We start from the raw sequence: 20,121 nt of genomic DNA on the forward strand, positions 1-20,121 counted from the left end.
GGGTCGCCAGGTTTGGGAGCGATAGTCTGCTGGTCAGGCTATAAGCCAGCAGCATCCCAAACCGCGCGAGATTCTAACAGCTTGCAGGCAAGTGCGTTAGATCCGGTTCTTCAGTGTATAGAGCATTTCGAGCGCACGACGCGGGGTCATGTCGTCCAGATCAAGTTTGGCCAGATCATCCAGCACCGGATGCGGCAGGCTGGCGAACATGTCGCTCTGCTGCGGCGCGGCCGGTTTGCCTTTGGCTGTCTTGGGAACTTCATGAGGCAGGGCGGTCGCTTCCAGTCGGCCCAGGTGTTCGCGAGCGCGCACGATCACTTCGCTCGGCACGCCGGCCAACTGCGCAACCGCAAGGCCGTAGCTCTGGCTGGCAGGCCCTGGCAGCACGTGGTGCAGGAACACGATGCGTTCGTTGTGCTCGGTGGCATTTAGGTGAACGTTGGCCACCAGCGGTTGGGCTTCCGGTAGCACCGTCAGTTCGAAGTAGTGGGTGGCGAACAGCGTATATGCCCGCAGATGCGCCAGGCGTTCGGCCGCAGCCCACGCCAGGGACAGACCGTCGAAAGTGCTGGTGCCGCGACCGACTTCGTCCATCAGCACCAGGCTGCGCTCGGTGGCGTTGTGCAGGATGTTCGCGGTTTCGCTCATTTCGACCATGAAGGTCGAACGCCCGCCAGCCAGGTCATCGCTGGAACCGATCCGGGTAAAGATCCGGTCCACCAGAGACAACTCGCAACTGGCCGCCGGCACGAAGCTGCCGATGTGTGCCAGCAGCACGATCAGCGCGGTCTGGCGCATATAGGTGGATTTACCGCCCATGTTCGGACCGGTGATCACCAGCATGCGGGTGTTGTCGTCGAGGCTCAGGTCGTTGGCCACGAACGGCGTGGTCAGCACTTGCTCGACCACCGGGTGACGACCCTGGCTGATGCGCATGCACGGCTCACTGACGAAGCGCGGGCAGTTCAGATCGAGGTTCAGCGCACGTTCGGCAAGGTTGCTCAGCACGTCCAGCTCGGCCAGTGCCGCGGCGGTGTCCTGCAACGGTGGCAACTGGGCGATCAAATCTTCGAGCAGTGCTTCATAGAGCATTTTCTCGCGCGCCAGTGCGCGGCTCTTCGCTGACAGCGCCTTGTCTTCGAACGCCTTCAGTTCCGGCGTAATGAAGCGCTCGGCACCTTTCAACGTCTGGCGACGGATATAGTCTGCCGGTGCCGATTCAGCCTGCTTGCTCGGCAACTCGATGAAGTAGCCATGAATGCGGTTGTAACCGACTTTCAGATGAGACAGGCCGGTGCGGGCCTTCTCGCGGGCTTCGAGGTCGATCAGGAACTGCCCGGCGTTTTCGCTGAGCGATTGCAGATCGTCCAACTCGGCGTCGTAACCGGTTTTCAACACGCCACCGTCACGGATGACCGCGGGCGGGTTGTCGATGATGGCTTTTGCCAGCAGCGCCGCCAGTTCCGGGTAGGTGCTGGTGGTCTTCGCCAGTTGAATGATGTGCGGTGCTTCCAGCTCAGTCATCGCCACTTGCAACTCAGGCAATGCACCGAGCGCATCGCGCAGGCGAGCCAGGTCACGAGGGCGGGCATTACGCAGACCGATCCGCGCCAGGATCCGCTCGATGTCGCCGATTTCCTTGAGCTGCGGTTGCAGTTTCTCGAAGCGGTAACCGTCGAGCAAGCAGGTAATCGAGGTCTGGCGCGCCAGCAATACGGTCAGATCCCGCAGCGGACGGTTCAGCCAGCGGGTCAGCAGACGGCTGCCCATGGCGGTCTGGCAGCGGTCGACCACTGATTGCAACGTGTTGTCGCGACCGCCGGCCAGGTTGGTGTCCAGTTCCAGATTGCGACGGCTCGCGCCGTCCAGCACCACGGTGTCGTCCAGGCGTTCATGACGCAGGCTGCGCAAGTGGGGCAGGGCGGTGCGCTGGGTTTCTTTGGCGTAGCTGAGCAGGCAACCCGCGGCACCGATGGCCAGGGTCAGGTTCTCGCAACCGAAGCCTTTCAGGTCTTGGGTCGAGAATTGTTGGCAAAGACTTTTCAGTGCCGAATCACGTTCGAAATCCCACGGCGCGCGGCGACGAACCCCACGACGTTTCTCCGCCGGCAGATCCTTCGGCCAGTCGTCCGGGATCATCAGTTCTACCGGATTGACCCGCTCCAGTTCCGCCAGCAGGTTTTCCCAGCCCTTGATCTCCAGTACGGTGAAGTTGCCGCTGGTGATGTCCAGCACGGCCAGGCCAAACAGACGCTCGTCACCCAACACCGCCGCGATCAGGTTGTCCCGACGCTCATCCAGCAGCGCTTCGTCACTGACCGTACCCGGTGTGATGATCCGCACCACCTGACGATCCACCGGCCCCTTGCTGGTCGCCGGGTCGCCGACCTGCTCACAGATCACCACCGACTCGCCGAGCTTGACCAGTTTCGCCAGGTAACCTTCCGCTGCGTGGTAAGGAATCCCACACATCGGAATCGCTTGACCCGCGGACTGCCCACGAGCGGTCAGGGTGATGTCCAGCAATTTGGCGGCTTTCTTCGCGTCTTCGTAGAAGATCTCGTAGAAGTCGCCCATGCGGTAAAACATCAGCTGGTCAGGGTGCTGGTTTTTCAGGCGCCAGTACTGCTGCATCATTGGCGTGTGGGAGGACAGATCGGAGAGCGCTTTATTCATCGGATAATCAGGCAAATTCGTTGAAAGGTGTAGGGCAAAGGAGGGGCATCGGCCCGGCTTTTCCGCGATGGGCGCAAGGTTAACATGGGCGGTCCACCCGACGCAGGCATGAAAGCCCTGCGACACATTTCTTCTGTCTATGCACGGCATATGCGCAATTTATGCAATTTGGCATTTGTCTTCCGCGAAAAGAACAAGCACTATGCACTTTATGCAAAAACGCAATGTTTCTACCGTACTCAGAGCACTGCTCGATCAGCACGGGATCTCCCCCACGGAGCTTCACCGTCGCACCGGCGTGCCTCAATCCACTCTCTCGCGGATCCTCAGCGGGAAGATCGTCGATCCCTCGGATAAACACATCTCGAAGATCGCCGAGTACTTCGCCGTCAGCACCGACCAGTTGCGGGGCCGTGCGGATGTCGCGCCGGCAGCCAGCACCGGGCGCGATCAATTGCATTCGGAACTCAAGGACATAAGTCTGTGGGACGACGATACGCCCGTCGATGATGACGAGGTATCGGTCCCCTTTCTTCGCGAGGTTGAATTGGCTGCAGGATCAGGAAGGTTCGTCATCGAAGAGAGCGAACGCTCTAGTCTGCGCTTCGGCAAGCGAAGTCTGCGCCACAATGGCGTTCAGTTCGACCAGGCCAAATGCGTGACGGTGCGCGGCAACAGTATGTTGCCGGTACTGCGCGACGGCGCCACCGTCGGCGTTAATGCCGGCAAGTGCGGGATCGGCGATATCGTGGATGGCGACCTTTATGCCATCAACCATAACGGCCAGTTGCGGGTGAAACAGCTTTATCGCCTGCCTACCGGAATACGCCTGCGCAGCTTCAATCGCGATGAACATCCGGACGAGGACTACACCTTCCAGGAAATCCAGGAAGAGCAGATTGTCATCCTCGGTCACGTCTTCTGGTGGGGCATGTACGCCCGTTAACCTCACCGCAGTCAGATAAAACCCGCTACCGAGCGGGTTTTTTTTCGCCTGCCGAAAAGCCTTCAGTGCCTTTGCCTGTGGGACTTTCATGCGCCTGTGCATTTTCAGCGCATAAATAAATGCATTTATGCATTGACTGTATATGCATCCATGCATATTCTTTGTCTCAAGCAGCTCAAAAGCAGCTCGAAACGAAGCTCTTTAGTTCCACCACAAAGGCAGCGATGAACCGGCCTCAACGGTTCAGAGGGTTGGCAACTGACCCGGGTGTGCAGCGTAAAGCACCACAAGCAGTTATCCGGCGGGCAGGGACCGCGGTCGGAAAAACAATATGAATGGACTCGTACCGCGCCAGTAGCGCCGAAAGGTCCGCTTCCTTTTTTGTGCACAGGATTAAAGGAAGGCGAAGGACCGCATTACTGAAAAGCCTGGGCGACCGGGCTTTTTGGAATGCCTACCTACCGTCAGGCACATCAAGCCTTGTCTCGGCTTCGCAAGAGCAACAGGAAGGATCCGGCAGAAATCAAAGGGCATTGCAGATGTTGAAAGATTGCAGATGTGGATATTGCAAAAGACTTCTCGCCCGAATGGGTGAGTACACCGAACTCCAGATCAAATGTTCCCGATGCGGGACGTTGAATCATGTGAAGGCCGCGAGCCTCGAGCGATCGCCTGTGAGCGACATGAGCGCTGCATCAGCAGTGCAAATAACTCATTAACTCAATAGGTGAACCATGAACGTTTTCAATAAATATGTTGCCCCGCTGTTGCTGTCCGCTGCTCTGCTCGGCGCTGGGGGCAATGCTGTTGCCGCCAACCTTTTGCTCAACGGCAGCTTTGAACAGCCAGGTTGCAGTGGTAGTTGCATTTTGGATACCCCGGAGCAAGCCAACTTCATCACGGGTTGGACGACGTTTCTGTCCGGTGCCGAGTACTTCAGCACGACCGCCGCGGATGGCGTTGCGATTGTCGACCTGGCCAACTACGTTTATGACAACGGCGGCGGCATTCAACAGAACTTTGCCACCACGGTCGGCGCCAAGTACCGATTGACCTTCAGTGCGGGTAATTCGCGCTACGCCGGTCGCTCCGGCGACGGTGTCATCCAGGTGAAAGTGGCTGGGCAAACCGTCACCTTCAACACCCCGTCCGCTAACGGTGTAACAGTCGAGTGGAGCACCATCACTTACGACTTCACTGCTACCACGACTCGAACGACCCTGGCCTTTTCCAACGAGCAGAACCCGAACACCAACTTTGCCTTCATCGACAACGTAATCGTTGAGCCTATTTAAAACCCCTGACATCAACAGAACTGGCAGTCGTTTCCCTGGGCTTGAGAGGCGATTGTTAATCACCAGGGCTGTGTCCGAAACACACCACCCAATCACTCATCAATCACCCCCAGGAGGCGTGACATGACAAACGAGCAACAAGCGTTGCTGGACATGCCGATCTGGCTCGTCATCGTCCTCGCCCTGGTGGGCGGGGTGTCCGGCGAAATGTGGCGCGCCGACAAGGAGGGCGCCCGCGGCTGGTCACTGCTGCGGCGTCTGGCCTTGCGGTCCGGGGCCTGCATGGTCTGCGGGGTTTCGGCCATCATGCTGCTGTATGCCGCCGGCGTGTCGATCTGGACGGCTTGCGCGTTCGGTTGCCTTACGGCGATGGCCGGGGCAGATGTTGCCATTGGCCTTTATGAACGCTGGGCGGCCAAACGGATTGGCGTTTGCGAAGTGCCGCCGCGAGATACCCGCCAGGATCACTGAACACCAAGCCCAATGGAATGGCGAGCAGCGGTGCCGACCGGCATCCGACCCGCAAGGATGCGGGTTTCCCAAGGCCAGTACCTTTCACTCAAACCCGCCAACCAGCGGGTTTTTTATTGCGCGGTGAAAACACCATGAAGATCACTCCACTGATTGCCCAACTGCGTGATCACTGCCCCACCCTCGCCGGTCGCGTGGCTGCGGGCATCGACCTCGAAACGTTGCAAGCCAGTACCCCGCTTTCAACTCCTTGCGCCTACGTGGTGCCGATTGTCGATCTGGCGGGCGCAAACGCGGCGCAAAACGCTACGTGGCAGACCATTCGCGACCGCTTCGAAGTGACCCTCGTGCTGGACACCACCGACGCTACAAAAGCGCTGGATCTGTTGCACGACCTGCGGGCCGAACTGTGGCGGGCGCTGGTGGGTTTCAAGCCCGGCAGTGATTACGACGCCATCGCCTATGACGGCGGCGAGCGGGTTTCCATCAACAACAACCGCGTGCTGTATCGCCTGCGCTTTTTTGCCGAGTTCCAGCTCGGCCGCAATCTGCCTGGTCAGCCTGCGGAGAGCTGGCATGAACGTGAACTGGACGGCTTGTCGTCCTTTACCGGGGTCACCGTGCGGGTCGATGCGATCGATCCGGCGGACCCCAATCTGAAACGCCCAGGCCCCGACGGACGCCTGGAACTGACTTTCTCTGGAGACGTAACCCCATGAGCAAACGCATCACCGTGCTGCCGGCCCCAGGCCGCGCCGTGCCCGACCCGGAAGCGGGCGATCTGTTGCCCCTTGAGGGCCGTGAAGTGCTGGACAACGCCTGGTGGCGTCGACGTCTGGCCGATGGCGATATCACTACCAAAGCCGTGAAAGCGGCGAAACCACAGGGAGCCAAATAATGGCGATCGGATTCAGCAACATCCCCGCGGACATTCGTGTTCCGTTGTTTTACGCCGAGATGGACAATTCGGCCGCCAATAGCGCGTCGTCGGCCATGCGTCGTTTGATCGTTGCTCAGATCAACGACAACATTGCGCCGGCCGAGGTTGGCAAACTGGTGTTGGTGTCCAGCGTCGCGCTGGCCAAAAGCATTGGCGGTCAAGGCTCGATGCTGGCCTCGATGTACGAAACCTGGCGCAAGACCGACCCGATTGGCGAGATCTGGTGCCTGCCGCTGCACAACACCGAAGGCAGCATCGCCAAAGGCGTGTTGACCCTGACCGGCGCGGCCACTCAAAGCGGAGTGCTTAACCTGTACGTTGGCGGCGTTCGTGTTCAAGCGGCCATCGTCAATGGTGCCTCCGCGGCTCAAGCGGCCACCGCACTGGCGCTGAAAATCAACGCCTCGGCCGATCTGCCGGTCAGCGCTGCAGCCGTTGAAGGCATCGTGACCCTGAGCGCCAAATGGACTGGCGACAGCGGCAACGACATCAGCCTGCAATTCAATCGCCTGGGCAAGAGCAACGGCGAAGAAACCCCGGCCGGTCTGACATCGGCGATTACCGCCATGACCGGCGGTGCCGGTGTGCCGGATCAGGTCGCTGCCGTGGCGGCGCTGGGCGATGAGCCGTTCGAATTTATCTGCATGCCATGGTCGGATCTGAGCACCCTCAACACCTGGCAAGCCGTCATGGATGACAGCACTGGTCGTTGGTCCTGGGCCAAGCAATTGTTCGGTCACGTCTACAGCGCCAAGCGCGGCACCATCGGCACGTTGGTCGCTGCCGGCCAGGCGCGTAACGATCAGCACATGACCCTTCAGGCGCTGGAACCGGGCGTACCACAACCGTTCTGGGTTCAGGCCGCCGCACTGGCTGCGCGCACCTCGGTGTTCATCTCCGCCGATGCCAGCCGTCCGACTCAAAGCGGCAGCCTGCCAGGTCTCGACCCGGCACCCGCCAGCGAGCGTTTCACCCTGACCGAGCGTCAGTCGCTGCTCAACTACGGGATCGCCACCGCGTACTACGAAGGCGGCTACGTGCGCATTCAGCGTTCGATTACCACCTATCAGAAGAATGCCTACGGCCAGGCAGACAATTCCTACCTGGACAGCGAAACCATGCACCAGTCGGCCTTCATCGTGCGTCGTCTGCAAAGCGTGATCACCAGCAAATACGGTCGCCACAAACTGGCCTCTGACGGCACCCGTTTCGGCGCCGGCCAGCCGATCGTGACCCCGAGCACGATTCGCGGCGAGCTGATTGCCCAGTACGCCAAGCTCGAACTGGAAGGCCACGTCGAAAACGCCGAGCTGTTCGCTGAGCACTTGATCGTCGAGCGCGACGTGCAGGACCCGAGCCGGGTCAACGTGCTGTTCCCGCCGGATTACATCAACGGTCTGCGCGTGTTCGCATTGCTCAACCAGTTCCGTCTGCAGTACGACGACGCCGCTTAAAAACCGCGTTTGAACGTGTGATTTCAGCCCACCTCGCGTGGGCTTTTTATTTGAAGGGAGAAACACCATGGGTCAACTGATTGCGGGCACCTGCTACGTCAAAGTGGACGGCGCTCAACTGACCATCAACGGCGGCTGCGAAGCGCCCTTGTTGGCTGTGAAACGGGAAACCGTCGTACCGGGTTTCTACAAGGAAACCGACATCGCCCCGTCGTTCAAAGTGACGGCGCTGCACACCGCGGACTTCCCGCTCAAGCAACTGATCGCAGGCACCGACATGACCGTCACCTGCGAATTCAGCAACGGCAAAGTCTACGTACTGGCCGGCGCCTACCTGGTTGAAGAGCCTGTCTCTAAAGGTGACGACGCCACCATCGAACTGAAATTCGAAGGCATCAAGGGGACCTGGCAATGACGGGCGCCGTGAAGCTTCAAGTTGCGATCGAAGCGCACGGCGAACCCTTGACCGAACTCAACCTGCGCCGCCCGACGGTGCAGGAAGTTCGAGCGATCAAGGCGCTGCCGTACAAGATCGACAAGAGCGAAGAAGTCAGCCTCGACATGGACGTCGCGGCCAAATACATCGCGGTGTGCGCCGGCATCCCGCCGTCGTCGGTCAACCAGTTGGACCTGGCTGACCTCAACGCGCTGAGCTGGGCTGTCGCGAGTTTTTTCATGAGTGCGGCGTCGGAGCCATCACCGACCTGATTTCAGTCGCCTATGACCTGGCCTGGTTCTGGAAGGTTGACCCCGAACAGATGATGGCCAGGCCATTGGATGTGCTCCGCGAATCGCTGGAGCACGCGCAACGGATCAATGCGATGCAGCAGGTGCAGTGATGGCGGACATAGAAGAGAAAGAAAAAAAGTCGGTGCTGCTGACGGGCATCGATGAACTGTCACCCAAACTTGGCGCCCTCCGGGCAAAAGTCGAAAGCTTCAAGAAAAACCTGGAGCAGACCGGCCTCGGCAAGCTGGATATCAGCGGTCTGTTCAAGGGTGGCAGCGTGATCACGCCCTTCGTGGACGGGATCAAGGCGTCCGCTGCGTTCACGGGCCAATTGACCGAGGTCAATGAGGCCGCCAAAGGTGTCGATGTACCGAGCGTGCCGACCCGCACCGCGCAAACCATGAATGTGTTCAGTCGGTCGATGGAGCAGGTGTCGGTTGCCGCAAACACCGCCTTGCAGCCTGCCGTCGCTACGGTAACGGCAGGTCTTCAACCTTTGCTGGTTGGTTTTGGCACTCTGCTCGATGACAACCCGAAGCTGGTCGAAGGGCTGGCGGCAGGTGCCATCGCGTTCTCGGCGATGCAAACCGCCGTGACCGGCGCGACCCAAGTGTTCGATCTGATGAGCATGGTGCTCAAGACCAACCCCATTGTGCTGATTGCCACGGGCATCGCCCTGGCAGCTGGTTTGATTGTGGCCAACTGGAAGCCCATATCGGCGTTTTTCGCCGGGCTCTGGCAAAAGATTTCTCCGGTCGTGATGCCCATGGTCGAGTTCTTCAAGACGATGTTTGCGTTCACGCCGCTTGGGCAAATCATCAGCCATTGGGGACCGATCACCGCCGTGTTCGCGGCGATCTGGGACGTCATCAAAGCGGCGGCCACGCCGGTAATCGGTTTTTTTCAGACGCTTTTTTCCTGGTCACCACTGGGTTTGATCATCAGCAACTGGACACCGTTGACAGGCCTGTTCTCGGCCATCTGGGACTTGCTCAGAGCGCTGTCGGTGCCGGCCATGGACTTTCTGCACGGCCTGTTCGACTGGTCGCCGCGGGAGATGATCATCGCCGGCTGGGGCGCGATCACTGAACTGTTTTCCGGGATCTGGGACGGCATCAAGGTCCCGGCGCTGGGGATGTACGACACGCTGCGCAGCCTGTTTGACTGGTTTCCACTGGAGGAGATCAAAAAGCGTTGGGAGCCGATCACCGAATGGTTCAGCCAATGGTGGGACAAGCTGCAAAGCGTCGTCGCGCCGATCAAGGAATTCTTTGCCGGTGGTTTCGGTGAGCTTGTCACCAGCGTGACCGGCAAGGTCGAAGGCCTGACCGAGGCTCAAGAGAAAACCAATGCCGAAGGTAGCGGTAAGTTTGCGCCGGCGTTTTTTGGCACCGACACCGAGCAACCACAAAGCCTGTCAGTGCTGCCTGGCAACCTGCCGCAAAAACCCTCGATGCCGCCTGGCTCCCTGACACAAAACTCCAGCGCCCTGATTCAGCAAAGCGCCGCCAACAGCCGCACACAACTCGAAGGCGGCCTGACCGTGCGCTTCGAAAATGCGCCGGCCGGTATGCGCACCGATCAGCCGCAAACCAATCAACCGGCGCTGGCGCTCAACTCGCGCATCGGCTACCGCACACTGTCCCTTGGAGGTTCCAATGAGCTGGCGTGATCGTTTGATGCCGGCGTCGTTTCGCGGCGTCCGGTTCTGGGTCGATCAGGCGAAAAACCCGGTCGGCCAAAAGGGCCAGTTGCACGAATACCCACAACGCGATCTGCCATATTTCGAGGGCCTTGGCCTGCAGGCGAAGATTCACGATTTGACGGCATTTGTCGTTGGCCCCGATTGCCTGGAGCAGCGCGACAAACTGCTCAAGGCGCTGGAGCAGGGCAGTGGTGAGCTGGTTCACCCGTGGCTGGGGCGCCTGCAGGTCAAGGTCGGCGAATGCGACATGACCCACACCCGCCAGGACGGCGGGTTGGTGACCTTTACCTTGAAGTTTTACCCCGATCAACCGGTGCCGTTTCCGACGGCAGCGGTCAGCACGCAGAAGTTATTGCTGGTGTCGGCCGACAGCCTGCTGGGCTCCGCAGTGAAACGTTTCGAAGACGCGATGACCTTGATCAAGGCTGCGCGGATCGGCATTGCCAACCTGCGCAACAGCATCAAGGAGGCTTACGAGGTGATTCAGCAGCACCTCCAGCCATTGATCAATGAGTACCAGCAGATCAGCGATCTGGTCAAAGCCGTCAAGGAGCTGCCCAAGGATGTGGCGGCGGAATTCAAGGGATTGATCGGCGACATCAACGAACTGAAGGACTTCGCCCGTGAAGGCTATCGTGGCGTGATTGCCAACGTCTCCCAACAGGTCGAAGCCATCAAGAAGGCCGACGCGCCGAAGCTGACCACCGGCAAAGACACCACTGCTGCGGCCCAGGCGCTGACCAATCTGGTGCAGGACACCTTGATTGTGCAAGTGGCCCAGTGGGTCGCGTCGATGCCGGTGGCTTCGCAGGCAGTCAAGCGGGTCACCAACCTGCCGGTCGGGCATCAGGCTGTGCTACCGACCACGCACCAGGACGTTCCGGTAGTCGACGATTTAGAGGCCTTGCGTGCGGCACTTGAGGAAGTGTTCAAGCTGCCCGAGGCCAAGGCGGATCCCGCGCACTATCTGGCGATGAGCAATCTGCGTCAGGCCCTTCGCGCGCATTTGAAGGCGGTCGCGTCGTCGGGCGTTCGACTGGTCAGCAAATCCTTCAAGCAAAGCCTTCCGGGGCTGGTCGTGATCTATCAGCAAAGTGGAGACGCCACGCGAATCGCTGAAGTACTACAGCGCAACGGCATTATTCATCCGGGGTTTCTGCCGCTGGACGACGTAAAAGTCCTGGGGGAATAGACCATGAATGAACTCGACAACAGTGTGTTGCTGACCGTTGATGGTTTGGAGTACGGCGGCTGGAAAAGCGTTGAAATCACCGCAGACCTGGAGCGTCAGTTCCGCACTTTCAAACTCGACATCACCTGGCAATGGCCGGGGCAGACGGTCGACCGGCCGATCCGCCCGGGTGCGCCCTGCCAAGTACGAATCGGCTGCGATCTGGTGCTCAGTGGGTATGTGTTCAAGGCGCCGATCAGCTATGACGGGCGGCAGATCAGCCTGAGTATCGAAGGCAGTTCGAAGACTCAGGACCTGGTGGACTGCGCGGCGATCAACACACCCAACCAATGGCATCAGCAATCGTTGCTCAGCATCGTTCAGGCGCTGGCCTCGCCTTATGCCGGGAAAGTGGTCAGTGAAATCCCCGACACCGCGCGACTCGGCAGCCACACCATCGTGCCGGGGGAAACGGTCTTTCAGTCGATCGACCGTTTGCTCACGCTGTTTCGGGTGTTTTCCACCGATGACGCCGAAGGCCGGGTGGTACTGGCCCGGCCGGGCAGCGGTGGGCGAGCCAGTGATGTGCTTGAGCTGGGCAAGAACATTCTGTCGGCCAACGCGCCGATGGACTTCAGTCAGGTGTTCTCCGAGTACCGGGTGATTGGCCAGCACAAGGGCGGCGAGGAGAAGAGCGGTGCGGCCGTGAGCGAAGTGTCCGGGGTTTCCACCGACCCGATTATCGGGCGCAAGCGGATCACCGTGATCAGCGAAAGCGCGCAATTGACCCGGGAACTGGCGCAGCAACGTGCCGACTGGGAAAGCGCTATTCGCGTCGGCAAGGCCGGCACCACGACCTATCGGGTACAAGGCTGGCGGCAGTCCAACGGTGATTTGTGGAAGCACAACACCTTGGTGCGGGTGATCGACAAGGTGTTGGGTTTCGACCATGACATGCTGATCTCCAAGGTGACTTACTCGCTGTCCGAACAGGGCTCGGTCACCACGCTGCAAGTGGCTCCGCCTTACACCTTCGATGCGAATCCGGTGCCTCCCAAAACCTGACACCCCGCCAAGCCTCGCTCCTACAAGGTAATCAACATGAGCCTACTGACACGCCTCCTGGCGCGCGGCACTGTCGTGCTCGCCAACTCGGCCACCAAGCTTCAATCCCTGCAAATGCGCCTCACCGCCGGCGAAGTGAACGACGACATGGAGCACTTCGAACCTTACGGTTTCACCAGCAATCCGCTGGCCGGGGCTGAAGGCATCGCGACGTTTCTGGGCGGTGATCGTTCTCACGCCATCGTGCTGGTGGTCGCCGACCGCCGCTATCGCCTCAAGGCACTGGCCCAGGGCGAAGTCGCGATCTACACCGACGAAGGCGACAAGATCCACTTCAAGCGTGGGCGGATCATCGACATCGAAACCGCCACCCTGAACATCCGCGCCAGCACCGCGGTAAACATCGACACACCGAGCCTGACCCAGACCGGCAAAATCGTCTCTCAGGGCGATCAGATTGCCGGAGGCATCAGCCAGATCAAGCACGTACACGTCGGCGTGCAGGCGGGCAACGGCCAGACCGGCGTGCCGGCAGGAGGCCAGTGATGTTTATCAGCCAAAACCTCCACGCCGCACTGACCCGTTCGGTGCTGATCAGCCTGTTCACCTGGCGCCGCGCCGCCGATGACGATGCCCTCGATGACGAAGAACGTTTCGGTTGGTGGGGCGACACTTTTCCTACGGTCGCGGACGATCGTATCGGCTCACGCCTGTGGCTGCTGCGTCGGGTCAAGCTGACCCGACAGACCCAGATGGACGCCGAGTTCTACGCACGCGAAGCCTTGCAATGGCTGATCGACGACGGCCACTGCAGCGCCATCGACATCATCAGCGAACGCCTCGACGCTCAGCGCCTGAACCTGCGCACGGTCCTGACCCTGGCCGACGGCGAGCGCCTGGACATCAACCCTGATAACAGTTGGCAGGTGATCTATGCCGTTTGAAACCCCTTCGCTGCCGGTGCTGATCAAGCGCACCCAAAGCGACCTGGCCAGCGATTCGCTGCGCCAGTCCGATGCGCAAGTGCTGGCCCGCACCCTCGGTGGCGCCGCCTATGGCCTGTATGGCTATCTGAACTGGATCGCCGAGCAGATCCTCCCGGACAAGGCCGATGAGTCGACCCTGGAACGGATCGCCGCATTGCGTCTTAACCAGCCGCGCAAAGCCGCACAATCGGCCAGTGGCAGCGTCAGCTTTACCGCCAGCGCTGGCGCTGTGCTGGACGTCGATACTCTGCTGCAATCGAACGACGGTCGCATTTACAAAGTCACTTCTGCCCGCACCACCAGCAGTGGCTTGAACAGCACCACCATCGCCGCCCTCGACGCCGGCAGCCTCGGGAATGCCGACGCCGGCATGACGCTGATTCCGGTGCAGCCGATTCTGGGCATTATCGGCAACAGCTTCACGGTGCTGGCGCCGGGGTTGACCGGCGGAATCGCTCGGGAAAGTCTGGAGTCCCTGCGGTCCCGGGTGATTCGTTCTTACCGGATCATTCCTCACGGTGGTTCGGCGCAAGACTACGAAACCTGGGCGCTTGAATGTCCGGGGGTGACCCGTGCCTGGTGTCGCGGCAGCTATCCCGGCCCCGGTATTGTCAGTCTGTACATCATGCGGGACGACGATGCGCAACCCGTGCCCAATCCAGAACAACTGGCTGAGGTCCAGGCCTACATCGAACCTCTGCGCCCGGTCACCGCCGAATTGCGTGTGCTGCCGCCGGTACAAGTGCCGGTAACCTACCGGTTGAGCCTGAAGCCCGACACCACGGCCGTACGCGCCGCCGTTGAGGCGCAACTGCGCGATCTGCATAACCGCGAAGGCGGCCTGGGCGACACCTTGCTGGTAAGTCACATCCGTGAAGCGATCAGCAGCGCAACCGGCGAAAGTGATCACGATCTCAAATCACCTACCGCCGACGTCGAAGCCGAGAGCAACCAGTTGCTGACCTTCGGAGGTTGCGTATGGCAGTGATCAGAACCACCGCGCAATACCAGGCCCAACTGCGCAGCCTGCTACCCAGCGGCCCTGCGTGGGACCCCGAGCGGGTCCCGGAACTCGAAGAAGTCCTTGAAGGCGTCGCCCAGGAACTGGCCCGCCTCGACGCTCGCGCCGCTGACCTGCTCAACGAAATGGACCCGGCTGGCGTCAGTGAACTGGTGCCGGACTGGGAGCGCGTGATGAACCTGCCCGACCCGTGCCTGGGCGCAACGCCACTGTTCGACGACCGCCGCCTCGCCGTACGCCGTCGACTGCTGGCGGTTGGCAGCCAGGCCATCAGCTACTACGTCGAGATCGCCAAGAGTCAGGGCTACCCGAACGCCACCATCACCGAGCTTGAAGTCCCGCGAATGGGACGGGCCCGGTTTGGCCAGGCGCATTTCGGAACATGGCAAGCGCATTTCATGTGGACGCTCAACACCGGTGGCCGGCTGCTGCTGGGTCGGCGTTTTGGTGCGAGTTACTGGGGAGAGCGCTTCGGCGTGAATCCAGGGTCTGCACTGGAATGCCTGATCCATCGAAGTGCGCCGGCGCATACCAAGGTGCACATCAATTATGACTAGGGAGTAGAGAGATGGATTATCCGAACAGTGTGCCCAGCGCCGGGTTGGTGAATGGGAAGTTTGTGGATGAGAACCCGTTGATGGGGACGCCGGGGTCGTTGATTCCTGCGGACTGGGGGAATGGGGTGACGGAGGAGATTGTGAACGTCATCAGGGCTGGGGATTTGACCCCGGATGAGACGAATTACAAACAATTGCTGCAAGCCATTCAGAGCATTTCGGCCAAGGGCTGGAATCTGGATTCGGCATTGCCAATTGGGTCATTGCCGCCGCCGACGGTGGCCACAGCCGATGGGCGTTTGCCGGTGACGTCGAGCGCTGTGGCGACTATGGGAGGAAAGGTGTCGGTTCCGGCGGGGGTGTTGATCAGCATCGGCCAGGAAGTGGTGGCGGGGCAACTGGGCAGGACGCGTACGTTCACGACCCAGGCCTGGAGTACGGATCTATCGCCCAGCACATGGTATTTCCTGAGGGCACACGTGGTGGCCGGCGTTTTGAAGTTCTACGCCCAGCGCGGGAGTCTTTATGATGTCGCGCCTGCTTCCTTGAAGGGCACACCGGATGCTGTAGCAGGAGGTGGCTTTCAGTCGACCCCGTTGGATATGTGCGTCGCCTGGATCATTACCGGCGCCCCGGGAACCGTGCCGTCTGTGTTTGGGATCTATAACCGATCACGGCTCTCATGGACCCAGACGGTGAACGGGACAGGCGTCGTTTATTTGCCACTTGATCCCCATGCGCGTTCGGCGCGGCTGATCGTCGGGAACCCCTCGCCCTCGCCGACAGACATTTCTGGTGTGTCGTTCGCATCAGCAGGCTGGGTTGGGGGGAACTACTGTTTTCTCTCGCCCGCGCTCACCACCAGTTCCAACCACGACGCCGGTTGGACGTCTCCGATACCGTGCACAATCTTTACCAATAACTATGTCAACGATGTAACGGTAACGACCCTCACCGCCAGTTTTGATCATTCGCAGTTGCGCTCGTTGTGGCAGTCATATCAGGCCGAACACATGCTCGGTTCGACCAGTGCCGTGAGCGATGAATTGCTGTTCAGCATGGGGATCAAGAATCATCCCGTAGCTGAGTATGCGTCGGGCATCGCGGTCAATTTCAGTGCGGCGATCAATATCAGTTTTTCCTGGGAGTTGATTCGATGAATGTCATTCAAGAGCTTCATCAATTTGAGGACGGACTTCGTCCTGCCCAACCCTCTCCAGCCCATGGCTGGGACGGTGACAAATGGATAGTGGATGTTTCGGTAGTGGCGATGCTGGAGCAACAGGAAGCCGAGCGTCTGTGTGCGAGGATTGATGTGGCCGCAGATAACGCACGAAAGGCCATGGCTGGCGACCCGCTACGCGCCATTGAATACGCACAAGCCGCCGCCGACGCCCAGGCCTTCATTGCTGAAGGCTATCCGAAAAAAGCGGTGCCGCTGTCGGTGTCCGCCTGGGTCATCAAGGGTCGAACCGCCAGACAGGCGGCCGATCAGATCATTGCCAAGGCCGCTCAATTCAATGAGAGCCTGCTGACACTTCGAACCCTTCGGTTGAAGGCTAAAGAACAAATCAAAGCGCAAATCGCCAAAGGCCAAACCGATCTCGCCAATCAAGTCAGTGATGAGGCGATAGCCGCTATCCGTAATGTGGTGAGCGACCTGGCTGGCTAGTTCATTCGAAATATCCGCTGTACCCAACGCCCACTTACCCGTGGGCGTTTTTGTTTTTAGTCAAACACGACCTGCTGCGCTGTTGTGCCAATAGCCATGCAAGCTTTATTACAGGGAAAACTAACAATGGATTATCCAAAAAGCGTCCCCAGTGCAGGACTGGTCAACGGTAGATTTGCCGATGAAAACCCGATAGCCGGAACTCCCGGCTCCCTTATTCCAGCCAGTTGGGGCAATAGCGTCACCCAGGAAATTCTCAACGCCATCACCGCCGCGGGGCTGATGCCTTCCGAGAATCAAACTGATCAGCTGAGCCTGGCCATTAAAGAATTGGCCAAACTCGACCCGCAACAGAATTTTCCGGTGCAGGTTTATCGCAAGAACCTGGTGATTAACGGCAACTTCGATTTCTGGCAGCGCGGTACGGTCAACTTGGGGCCTTACACCGGTGCTTATATCGCTGACCGTTTTCGTTGCGACTGGAACGGGAACGCCGGGGTGAACATTTCTCGACAGAACTTTGCACTGGGACAGGTCGAGGTACCCAATGAGCCCCGTTACTTTATGCGTTGGCAGCAAATCACTGCGGGAGTCGGCGCCAGCGTGCATAAAATTTCCCAGGCTATCGAGTCGGTCAGGACCTTGGCGGGGAAAACCGCGACGCTGACGTTCTGGGCCAAGGCCGACACGGCGCGTCAACTTAATGTGACTGTCGCGCAGTATTTCGGAGCGGGCGGTAGTGTGGATACCGTGACGCCGGCTGGCAGCTTTCAACTCAAAACGTCCTGGACCCGATACAGCGCAACGATTCAAGTACCGTCCCTGGCGGGCAAAACGTTGGGAAGTAGTGGCAATGACTTTCTGCGGCTCTCCTTCGACCTGCCCTTGAATGTTTTGCAGGTTATAGACCTGGCACAGATCCAGTTGGAAGAGGGGCGGGTGTCGACGCCGTTCGAACTCCGAAGCCCTGGCGAAGAGTTGATGTTGTGCCAGCGTTATTACGAGAAAACCTACAGCCAGGATGTATCACCCGGAAGCTTGATAGGTCCCTACGGTGCATTGATATCCACAGTGAAACAGGGCCAAACGGGGTTTGCCTCTCAGCCCATGGCTCAGTGGACCTTCAAGGTTGAGAAGAGAGCTGTTCCAAGTTTCAGTCTGTTTACCACGACGCCGAAAGGGGCCGCTGGGCAGTGGCGTTCCGGGAGCGATGAAGTCTCATCGGGCAATGCTCGAATTCTTGGCGCTTCGACTCGCGGTGTCTGGGTTGATAACTCCGATATCGGCGTAATTACACAGTCTTACTACATCCACGCCACTGCCGATGCCGAACTTTAAGGAGGTTATTTTCATGAACTATCAACTCACTGAAGACCCGGCCACGGTCATCCGTCTGCCCGACGGGGCAACCGTTCCTCTACATCACCGCTTCTGGGATGAATACCAGCAATGGCTGGCGAGCGGTGGCGTGCCTCTGCCTGCCATCCAGGCAAGCGCTCCGCAGGCCGTTGCTCGAGCCTGGCGGGATCAGGAACTGGCCGCCAGCCAATGGCTGGTTGACCGTGATCGCGACGAGCACGCGGCCGGTACTCCGATGACCTTGAGCAGCGACCAGTATCATGACTTGCTCGATTACCGGCAGGACCTGCGCGACTGGCCCTCGCTTGCCGACTTTCCAAAAGACGCCAGCAAACCCTTGGCACCGGTCTGGTTAAAAACAACGGCCAATGGAACATGACTCGTGCCTCTCACTTCAGCGCAGTTGCAACTCATATTCCCCAACGCCCGCTCCCAAGCGGGCGTTTTCATTTCTGCACTCAACATCGCCCTGACCCACCACAATATCAACACCCCCAAACGCATCGCCGCTTTCCTTGCGCAAGTCGGTCACGAGTCGGGGCAGTTGCAATACGTGCGTGAGTTGGGCAGCGCTCAATACTTGAGCAAGTACGACACTGGGGCACTGGCTGTACGCCTTGGCAATACGCCAGAGCCCGATGGCGACGGTCAAAAGTACCGTGGCCGAGGCCTGATTCAGATCACTGGTCGCGACAATTACCGTCAGTGCAGTCTCGGACTCTTCGGTGATGAACGTCTGTTGGCGCTGCCAGAACTACTGGAACAACCGCAATGGGCTGCCGAATCAGCCGCGTGGTTCTGGGAGCAAAATGGCTTCAACGAACTGGCTGACCGCGACCAGTTCAACAGCATCACCCGCCGCATCAACGGCGGCCTGAACGGTTTGCAGGATCGCTTGCAACTCTGGGCGCGTGCGAGGGCGGTGTTATGCCAGCCTTCGGTTTGATGCCGATGTCTTACCGCGTCATTGGCGTTGTTGTGTTTCTGGCTGTGTTGGCCGGTGGCTCGGCGGCGCTGACCTGGCGCTTTCAGGATTGGCGCTATGGCCGGCAACTGGCGGAACTGGCCAGCGTGCAAGCCGAGGCGCTGAATCAACTGACCCTGGCAGCCGCGACGCAGCAACAGACCGAGCAGGACAAGCGCCTGGCGCTGGAGCAGCGGCTGTCGGCCAGTGAACAAACCCATTACCGAGCGCTTAGCGATGCCCAACGTGATCAAGTTCGCCTGCGCGATCGTCTTGCCACTGCTGATGTGCGCTTGTCAGTCCTCCTCGATGCCCATGACACCGCCTCTGTCTGTGCAATGCCAACCACCTCCGGAGCCGGCAGCATGGATCATGGAGTCGCACGCGCCCGACTTGACCCGGCGCATGCTCAGCGAATTATCGCCATCACCGACGCCGGCGACCGCGGACTGATTGCCTTGCAGGCTTGTCAGGCCTATATCAGAGCCCTCGCTCGTTAACATTTTGATCGATCCTGCGCCTTGCAAGCGCGTTGCGCTCGTGTACGGTAGTTCTCATTCCGCTCGATCAGGAGAGAGCCGTGAAAGATATCACTCAGCTGGCTGCTGAACTTGGCAGACGCTTGCAGGTGCTTAATGCCCACGTCACTACCGCCGAATCCTGTACCGGTGGCGGGATTGCCGAGGCGATCACCCGGATTCCGGGGAGCTCGGCATGGTTTGAGGCTGGTTATGTCACCTACTCCAATCGCCAGAAAACCGAGCAATTGAATGTCCCGGTCGAGTTGTTTGCGACGGTGGGGGCGGTCAGTCGCGAGGTAGTCGAGGCCATGGCCCGAGGCGCGCAGGAGAAAAGCCGGGCGCAATTTGCCGTGGCGGTCAGCGGTGTGGCGGGACCGGATGGTGGTTCGCCGAGCAAGCCGGTGGGCACCGTGTGGCTGGCCTGGGGCGTAGGTGAGCAGGTGTTCAGCGAGGTGCAATACTTTCCCGGCAACCGTGACGAGGTCCGCCGACAAACGGTGAAGGCCGCGCTAGAGGGGCTGCTGCGCCATGCTGCTGGAGAAATCTCAAATCAGGGGTAGGCGATCCTGAAACGCTGTGGAATAATACT

24 protein-coding genes are annotated in these 20,121 nt (G+C 59.6%); 23 read left to right on the plus strand and 1 reads right to left on the minus strand.

The window, feature by feature from the left end; translation table 11 throughout:
- Positions 1–96 precede the first annotated feature (96 nt).
- Entirely contained in the window at positions 97–2,676 is a 2,580-nt protein-coding gene (gene mutS, locus ACYZUA_RS08570) for a DNA mismatch repair protein MutS (RefSeq protein WP_461962743.1), read from the minus strand.
- Positions 2,677–2,887: 211 nt separating this feature from the next.
- Here mutS and ACYZUA_RS08575 point away from each other — a divergent pair, with 211 nt between their 5' ends.
- The 23 genes from ACYZUA_RS08575 (at position 2,888) to ACYZUA_RS08685 (ending at position 20,092) form a co-directional block, all read left to right on the plus strand.
- Complete coding sequence (locus ACYZUA_RS08575; RefSeq protein ID WP_033053549.1) at positions 2,888–3,622, plus strand: LexA family transcriptional regulator; 735 nt, start codon at positions 2,888–2,890, stop codon at positions 3,620–3,622.
- Between the two features lie 539 nt (positions 3,623–4,161).
- On the plus strand, positions 4,162–4,341 hold the full coding sequence (locus ACYZUA_RS08580; protein WP_461963918.1) for a Com family DNA-binding transcriptional regulator: 180 nt from the start codon (positions 4,162–4,164) through the stop codon (positions 4,339–4,341).
- 15 nt (positions 4,342–4,356) lie between these two features.
- On the plus strand, positions 4,357–4,917 hold the full coding sequence (locus tag ACYZUA_RS08585; protein ID WP_461962744.1) for a DUF642 domain-containing protein: 561 nt from the start codon (positions 4,357–4,359) through the stop codon (positions 4,915–4,917).
- Between the two features lie 123 nt (positions 4,918–5,040).
- A complete protein-coding gene (locus tag ACYZUA_RS08590; protein WP_056739181.1) occupies positions 5,041–5,388 on the plus strand; it encodes a phage holin family protein in 348 nt (115 codons plus the stop codon).
- Positions 5,389–5,522: 134 nt separating this feature from the next.
- A complete protein-coding gene (locus ACYZUA_RS08595; RefSeq protein ID WP_461962745.1) occupies positions 5,523–6,107 on the plus strand; it encodes a phage tail terminator protein in 585 nt (194 codons plus the stop codon).
- Positions 6,104–6,286 (plus strand): DUF2635 domain-containing protein, encoded by a 183-nt coding sequence (locus ACYZUA_RS08600; RefSeq protein WP_092165893.1) that lies wholly within the window; start codon positions 6,104–6,106, stop codon positions 6,284–6,286. Before ACYZUA_RS08595 ends, ACYZUA_RS08600 begins: the two co-directional genes overlap by 4 nt.
- Entirely contained in the window at positions 6,286–7,782 is a 1,497-nt protein-coding gene (locus ACYZUA_RS08605; RefSeq protein ID WP_461962746.1) for a phage tail sheath subtilisin-like domain-containing protein, read from the plus strand. Before ACYZUA_RS08600 ends, ACYZUA_RS08605 begins: the two co-directional genes overlap by 1 nt.
- 67 nt (positions 7,783–7,849) lie before the next feature.
- Positions 7,850–8,197, plus strand: coding sequence for a phage tail tube protein (locus ACYZUA_RS08610; RefSeq protein WP_056739184.1), 348 nt, complete (start codon positions 7,850–7,852; stop codon positions 8,195–8,197).
- Positions 8,194–8,490 (plus strand): phage tail assembly protein, encoded by a 297-nt coding sequence (locus ACYZUA_RS08615; protein ID WP_046054588.1) that lies wholly within the window; start codon positions 8,194–8,196, stop codon positions 8,488–8,490. The genes ACYZUA_RS08610 and ACYZUA_RS08615 overlap by 4 nt, the downstream gene beginning before the upstream one ends.
- 130 nt (positions 8,491–8,620) lie before the next feature.
- A complete protein-coding gene (locus ACYZUA_RS08620; protein ID WP_461962747.1) occupies positions 8,621–10,183 on the plus strand; it encodes a phage tail protein in 1,563 nt (520 codons plus the stop codon).
- The gene (locus ACYZUA_RS08625) at positions 10,170–11,408 is read left to right on the plus strand and encodes a DNA circularization protein (protein WP_461962748.1); all 1,239 of its coding nucleotides are present in this window, start codon (positions 10,170–10,172) and stop codon (positions 11,406–11,408) included. The genes ACYZUA_RS08620 and ACYZUA_RS08625 overlap by 14 nt, the downstream gene beginning before the upstream one ends.
- Before the next feature lie 3 nt (positions 11,409–11,411).
- Positions 11,412–12,452, plus strand: coding sequence for a phage baseplate assembly protein (locus ACYZUA_RS08630; protein ID WP_461962749.1), 1,041 nt, complete (start codon positions 11,412–11,414; stop codon positions 12,450–12,452).
- Positions 12,453–12,488: 36 nt separating this feature from the next.
- Positions 12,489–12,998 carry a phage baseplate assembly protein V gene (locus ACYZUA_RS08635; protein ID WP_461962750.1) on the plus strand — a complete coding sequence of 170 codons (510 nt, stop codon included), beginning with the start codon at positions 12,489–12,491 and terminating at the stop codon, positions 12,996–12,998.
- Positions 12,998–13,396, plus strand: coding sequence for a phage GP46 family protein (locus tag ACYZUA_RS08640; protein ID WP_038979177.1), 399 nt, complete (start codon positions 12,998–13,000; stop codon positions 13,394–13,396). The genes ACYZUA_RS08635 and ACYZUA_RS08640 overlap by 1 nt, the downstream gene beginning before the upstream one ends.
- Positions 13,386–14,426 carry a baseplate J/gp47 family protein gene (locus tag ACYZUA_RS08645; protein ID WP_461962751.1) on the plus strand — a complete coding sequence of 347 codons (1,041 nt, stop codon included), beginning with the start codon at positions 13,386–13,388 and terminating at the stop codon, positions 14,424–14,426. The genes ACYZUA_RS08640 and ACYZUA_RS08645 overlap by 11 nt, the downstream gene beginning before the upstream one ends.
- Complete coding sequence (locus ACYZUA_RS08650; protein WP_461962752.1) at positions 14,417–15,016, plus strand: YmfQ family protein; 600 nt, start codon at positions 14,417–14,419, stop codon at positions 15,014–15,016. The genes ACYZUA_RS08645 and ACYZUA_RS08650 overlap by 10 nt, the downstream gene beginning before the upstream one ends.
- 11 nt (positions 15,017–15,027) lie before the next feature.
- The gene (locus ACYZUA_RS08655; RefSeq protein ID WP_461962753.1) at positions 15,028–16,176 is read left to right on the plus strand and encodes a phage tail protein; all 1,149 of its coding nucleotides are present in this window, start codon (positions 15,028–15,030) and stop codon (positions 16,174–16,176) included.
- The gene (locus ACYZUA_RS08660) at positions 16,173–16,688 is read left to right on the plus strand and encodes a phage tail protein (protein ID WP_461962754.1); all 516 of its coding nucleotides are present in this window, start codon (positions 16,173–16,175) and stop codon (positions 16,686–16,688) included. The genes ACYZUA_RS08655 and ACYZUA_RS08660 overlap by 4 nt, the downstream gene beginning before the upstream one ends.
- A gap of 126 nt (positions 16,689–16,814) precedes the next feature.
- Positions 16,815–18,026: a carbohydrate binding domain-containing protein gene (locus tag ACYZUA_RS08665; RefSeq protein ID WP_461962755.1), complete on the plus strand. Its 1,212-nt coding sequence runs from the start codon at positions 16,815–16,817 to the stop codon at positions 18,024–18,026.
- Positions 18,027–18,039: 13 nt separating this feature from the next.
- Entirely contained in the window at positions 18,040–18,426 is a 387-nt protein-coding gene (locus ACYZUA_RS08670) for a phage tail assembly chaperone (protein WP_461962756.1), read from the plus strand.
- Between the two features lie 3 nt (positions 18,427–18,429).
- On the plus strand, positions 18,430–18,993 hold the full coding sequence (locus tag ACYZUA_RS08675) for a glycoside hydrolase family 19 protein (protein ID WP_461962757.1): 564 nt from the start codon (positions 18,430–18,432) through the stop codon (positions 18,991–18,993).
- On the plus strand, positions 18,975–19,511 hold the full coding sequence (locus tag ACYZUA_RS08680) for a lysis protein (RefSeq protein WP_461962758.1): 537 nt from the start codon (positions 18,975–18,977) through the stop codon (positions 19,509–19,511). Before ACYZUA_RS08675 ends, ACYZUA_RS08680 begins: the two co-directional genes overlap by 19 nt.
- Positions 19,512–19,591: 80 nt before the next feature.
- The gene (locus ACYZUA_RS08685; protein WP_461962759.1) at positions 19,592–20,092 is read left to right on the plus strand and encodes a CinA family protein; all 501 of its coding nucleotides are present in this window, start codon (positions 19,592–19,594) and stop codon (positions 20,090–20,092) included.
- The last annotated feature ends 29 nt before the right edge of the window (positions 20,093–20,121 follow it).

The organism is Pseudomonas sp. LS2P72, assembly GCF_054897865.1.

Coding starts and splice junctions, on each gene's coding strand:
- mutS (WP_461962743.1), bottom strand. CDS start 2,676: ATGAATAAAGCGCTCTCCGATCTGTCCTCCCACACGCCAATGATGCAG.
- ACYZUA_RS08575 (WP_033053549.1), top strand. CDS start 2,888: ATGCAAAAACGCAATGTTTCTACCGTACTCAGAGCACTGCTCGATCAG.
- ACYZUA_RS08580 (WP_461963918.1), top strand. CDS start 4,162: ATGTTGAAAGATTGCAGATGTGGATATTGCAAAAGACTTCTCGCCCGA.
- ACYZUA_RS08585 (WP_461962744.1), top strand. CDS start 4,357: ATGAACGTTTTCAATAAATATGTTGCCCCGCTGTTGCTGTCCGCTGCT.
- ACYZUA_RS08590 (WP_056739181.1), top strand. CDS start 5,041: ATGACAAACGAGCAACAAGCGTTGCTGGACATGCCGATCTGGCTCGTC.
- ACYZUA_RS08595 (WP_461962745.1), top strand. CDS start 5,523: ATGAAGATCACTCCACTGATTGCCCAACTGCGTGATCACTGCCCCACC.
- ACYZUA_RS08600 (WP_092165893.1), top strand. CDS start 6,104: ATGAGCAAACGCATCACCGTGCTGCCGGCCCCAGGCCGCGCCGTGCCC.
- ACYZUA_RS08605 (WP_461962746.1), top strand. CDS start 6,286: ATGGCGATCGGATTCAGCAACATCCCCGCGGACATTCGTGTTCCGTTG.
- ACYZUA_RS08610 (WP_056739184.1), top strand. CDS start 7,850: ATGGGTCAACTGATTGCGGGCACCTGCTACGTCAAAGTGGACGGCGCT.
- ACYZUA_RS08615 (WP_046054588.1), top strand. CDS start 8,194: ATGACGGGCGCCGTGAAGCTTCAAGTTGCGATCGAAGCGCACGGCGAA.
- ACYZUA_RS08620 (WP_461962747.1), top strand. CDS start 8,621: ATGGCGGACATAGAAGAGAAAGAAAAAAAGTCGGTGCTGCTGACGGGC.
- ACYZUA_RS08625 (WP_461962748.1), top strand. CDS start 10,170: ATGAGCTGGCGTGATCGTTTGATGCCGGCGTCGTTTCGCGGCGTCCGG.
- ACYZUA_RS08630 (WP_461962749.1), top strand. CDS start 11,412: ATGAATGAACTCGACAACAGTGTGTTGCTGACCGTTGATGGTTTGGAG.
- ACYZUA_RS08635 (WP_461962750.1), top strand. CDS start 12,489: ATGAGCCTACTGACACGCCTCCTGGCGCGCGGCACTGTCGTGCTCGCC.
- ACYZUA_RS08640 (WP_038979177.1), top strand. CDS start 12,998: ATGTTTATCAGCCAAAACCTCCACGCCGCACTGACCCGTTCGGTGCTG.
- ACYZUA_RS08645 (WP_461962751.1), top strand. CDS start 13,386: ATGCCGTTTGAAACCCCTTCGCTGCCGGTGCTGATCAAGCGCACCCAA.
- ACYZUA_RS08650 (WP_461962752.1), top strand. CDS start 14,417: ATGGCAGTGATCAGAACCACCGCGCAATACCAGGCCCAACTGCGCAGC.
- ACYZUA_RS08655 (WP_461962753.1), top strand. CDS start 15,028: ATGGATTATCCGAACAGTGTGCCCAGCGCCGGGTTGGTGAATGGGAAG.
- ACYZUA_RS08660 (WP_461962754.1), top strand. CDS start 16,173: ATGAATGTCATTCAAGAGCTTCATCAATTTGAGGACGGACTTCGTCCT.
- ACYZUA_RS08665 (WP_461962755.1), top strand. CDS start 16,815: ATGGATTATCCAAAAAGCGTCCCCAGTGCAGGACTGGTCAACGGTAGA.
- ACYZUA_RS08670 (WP_461962756.1), top strand. CDS start 18,040: ATGAACTATCAACTCACTGAAGACCCGGCCACGGTCATCCGTCTGCCC.
- ACYZUA_RS08680 (WP_461962758.1), top strand. CDS start 18,975: ATGCCAGCCTTCGGTTTGATGCCGATGTCTTACCGCGTCATTGGCGTT.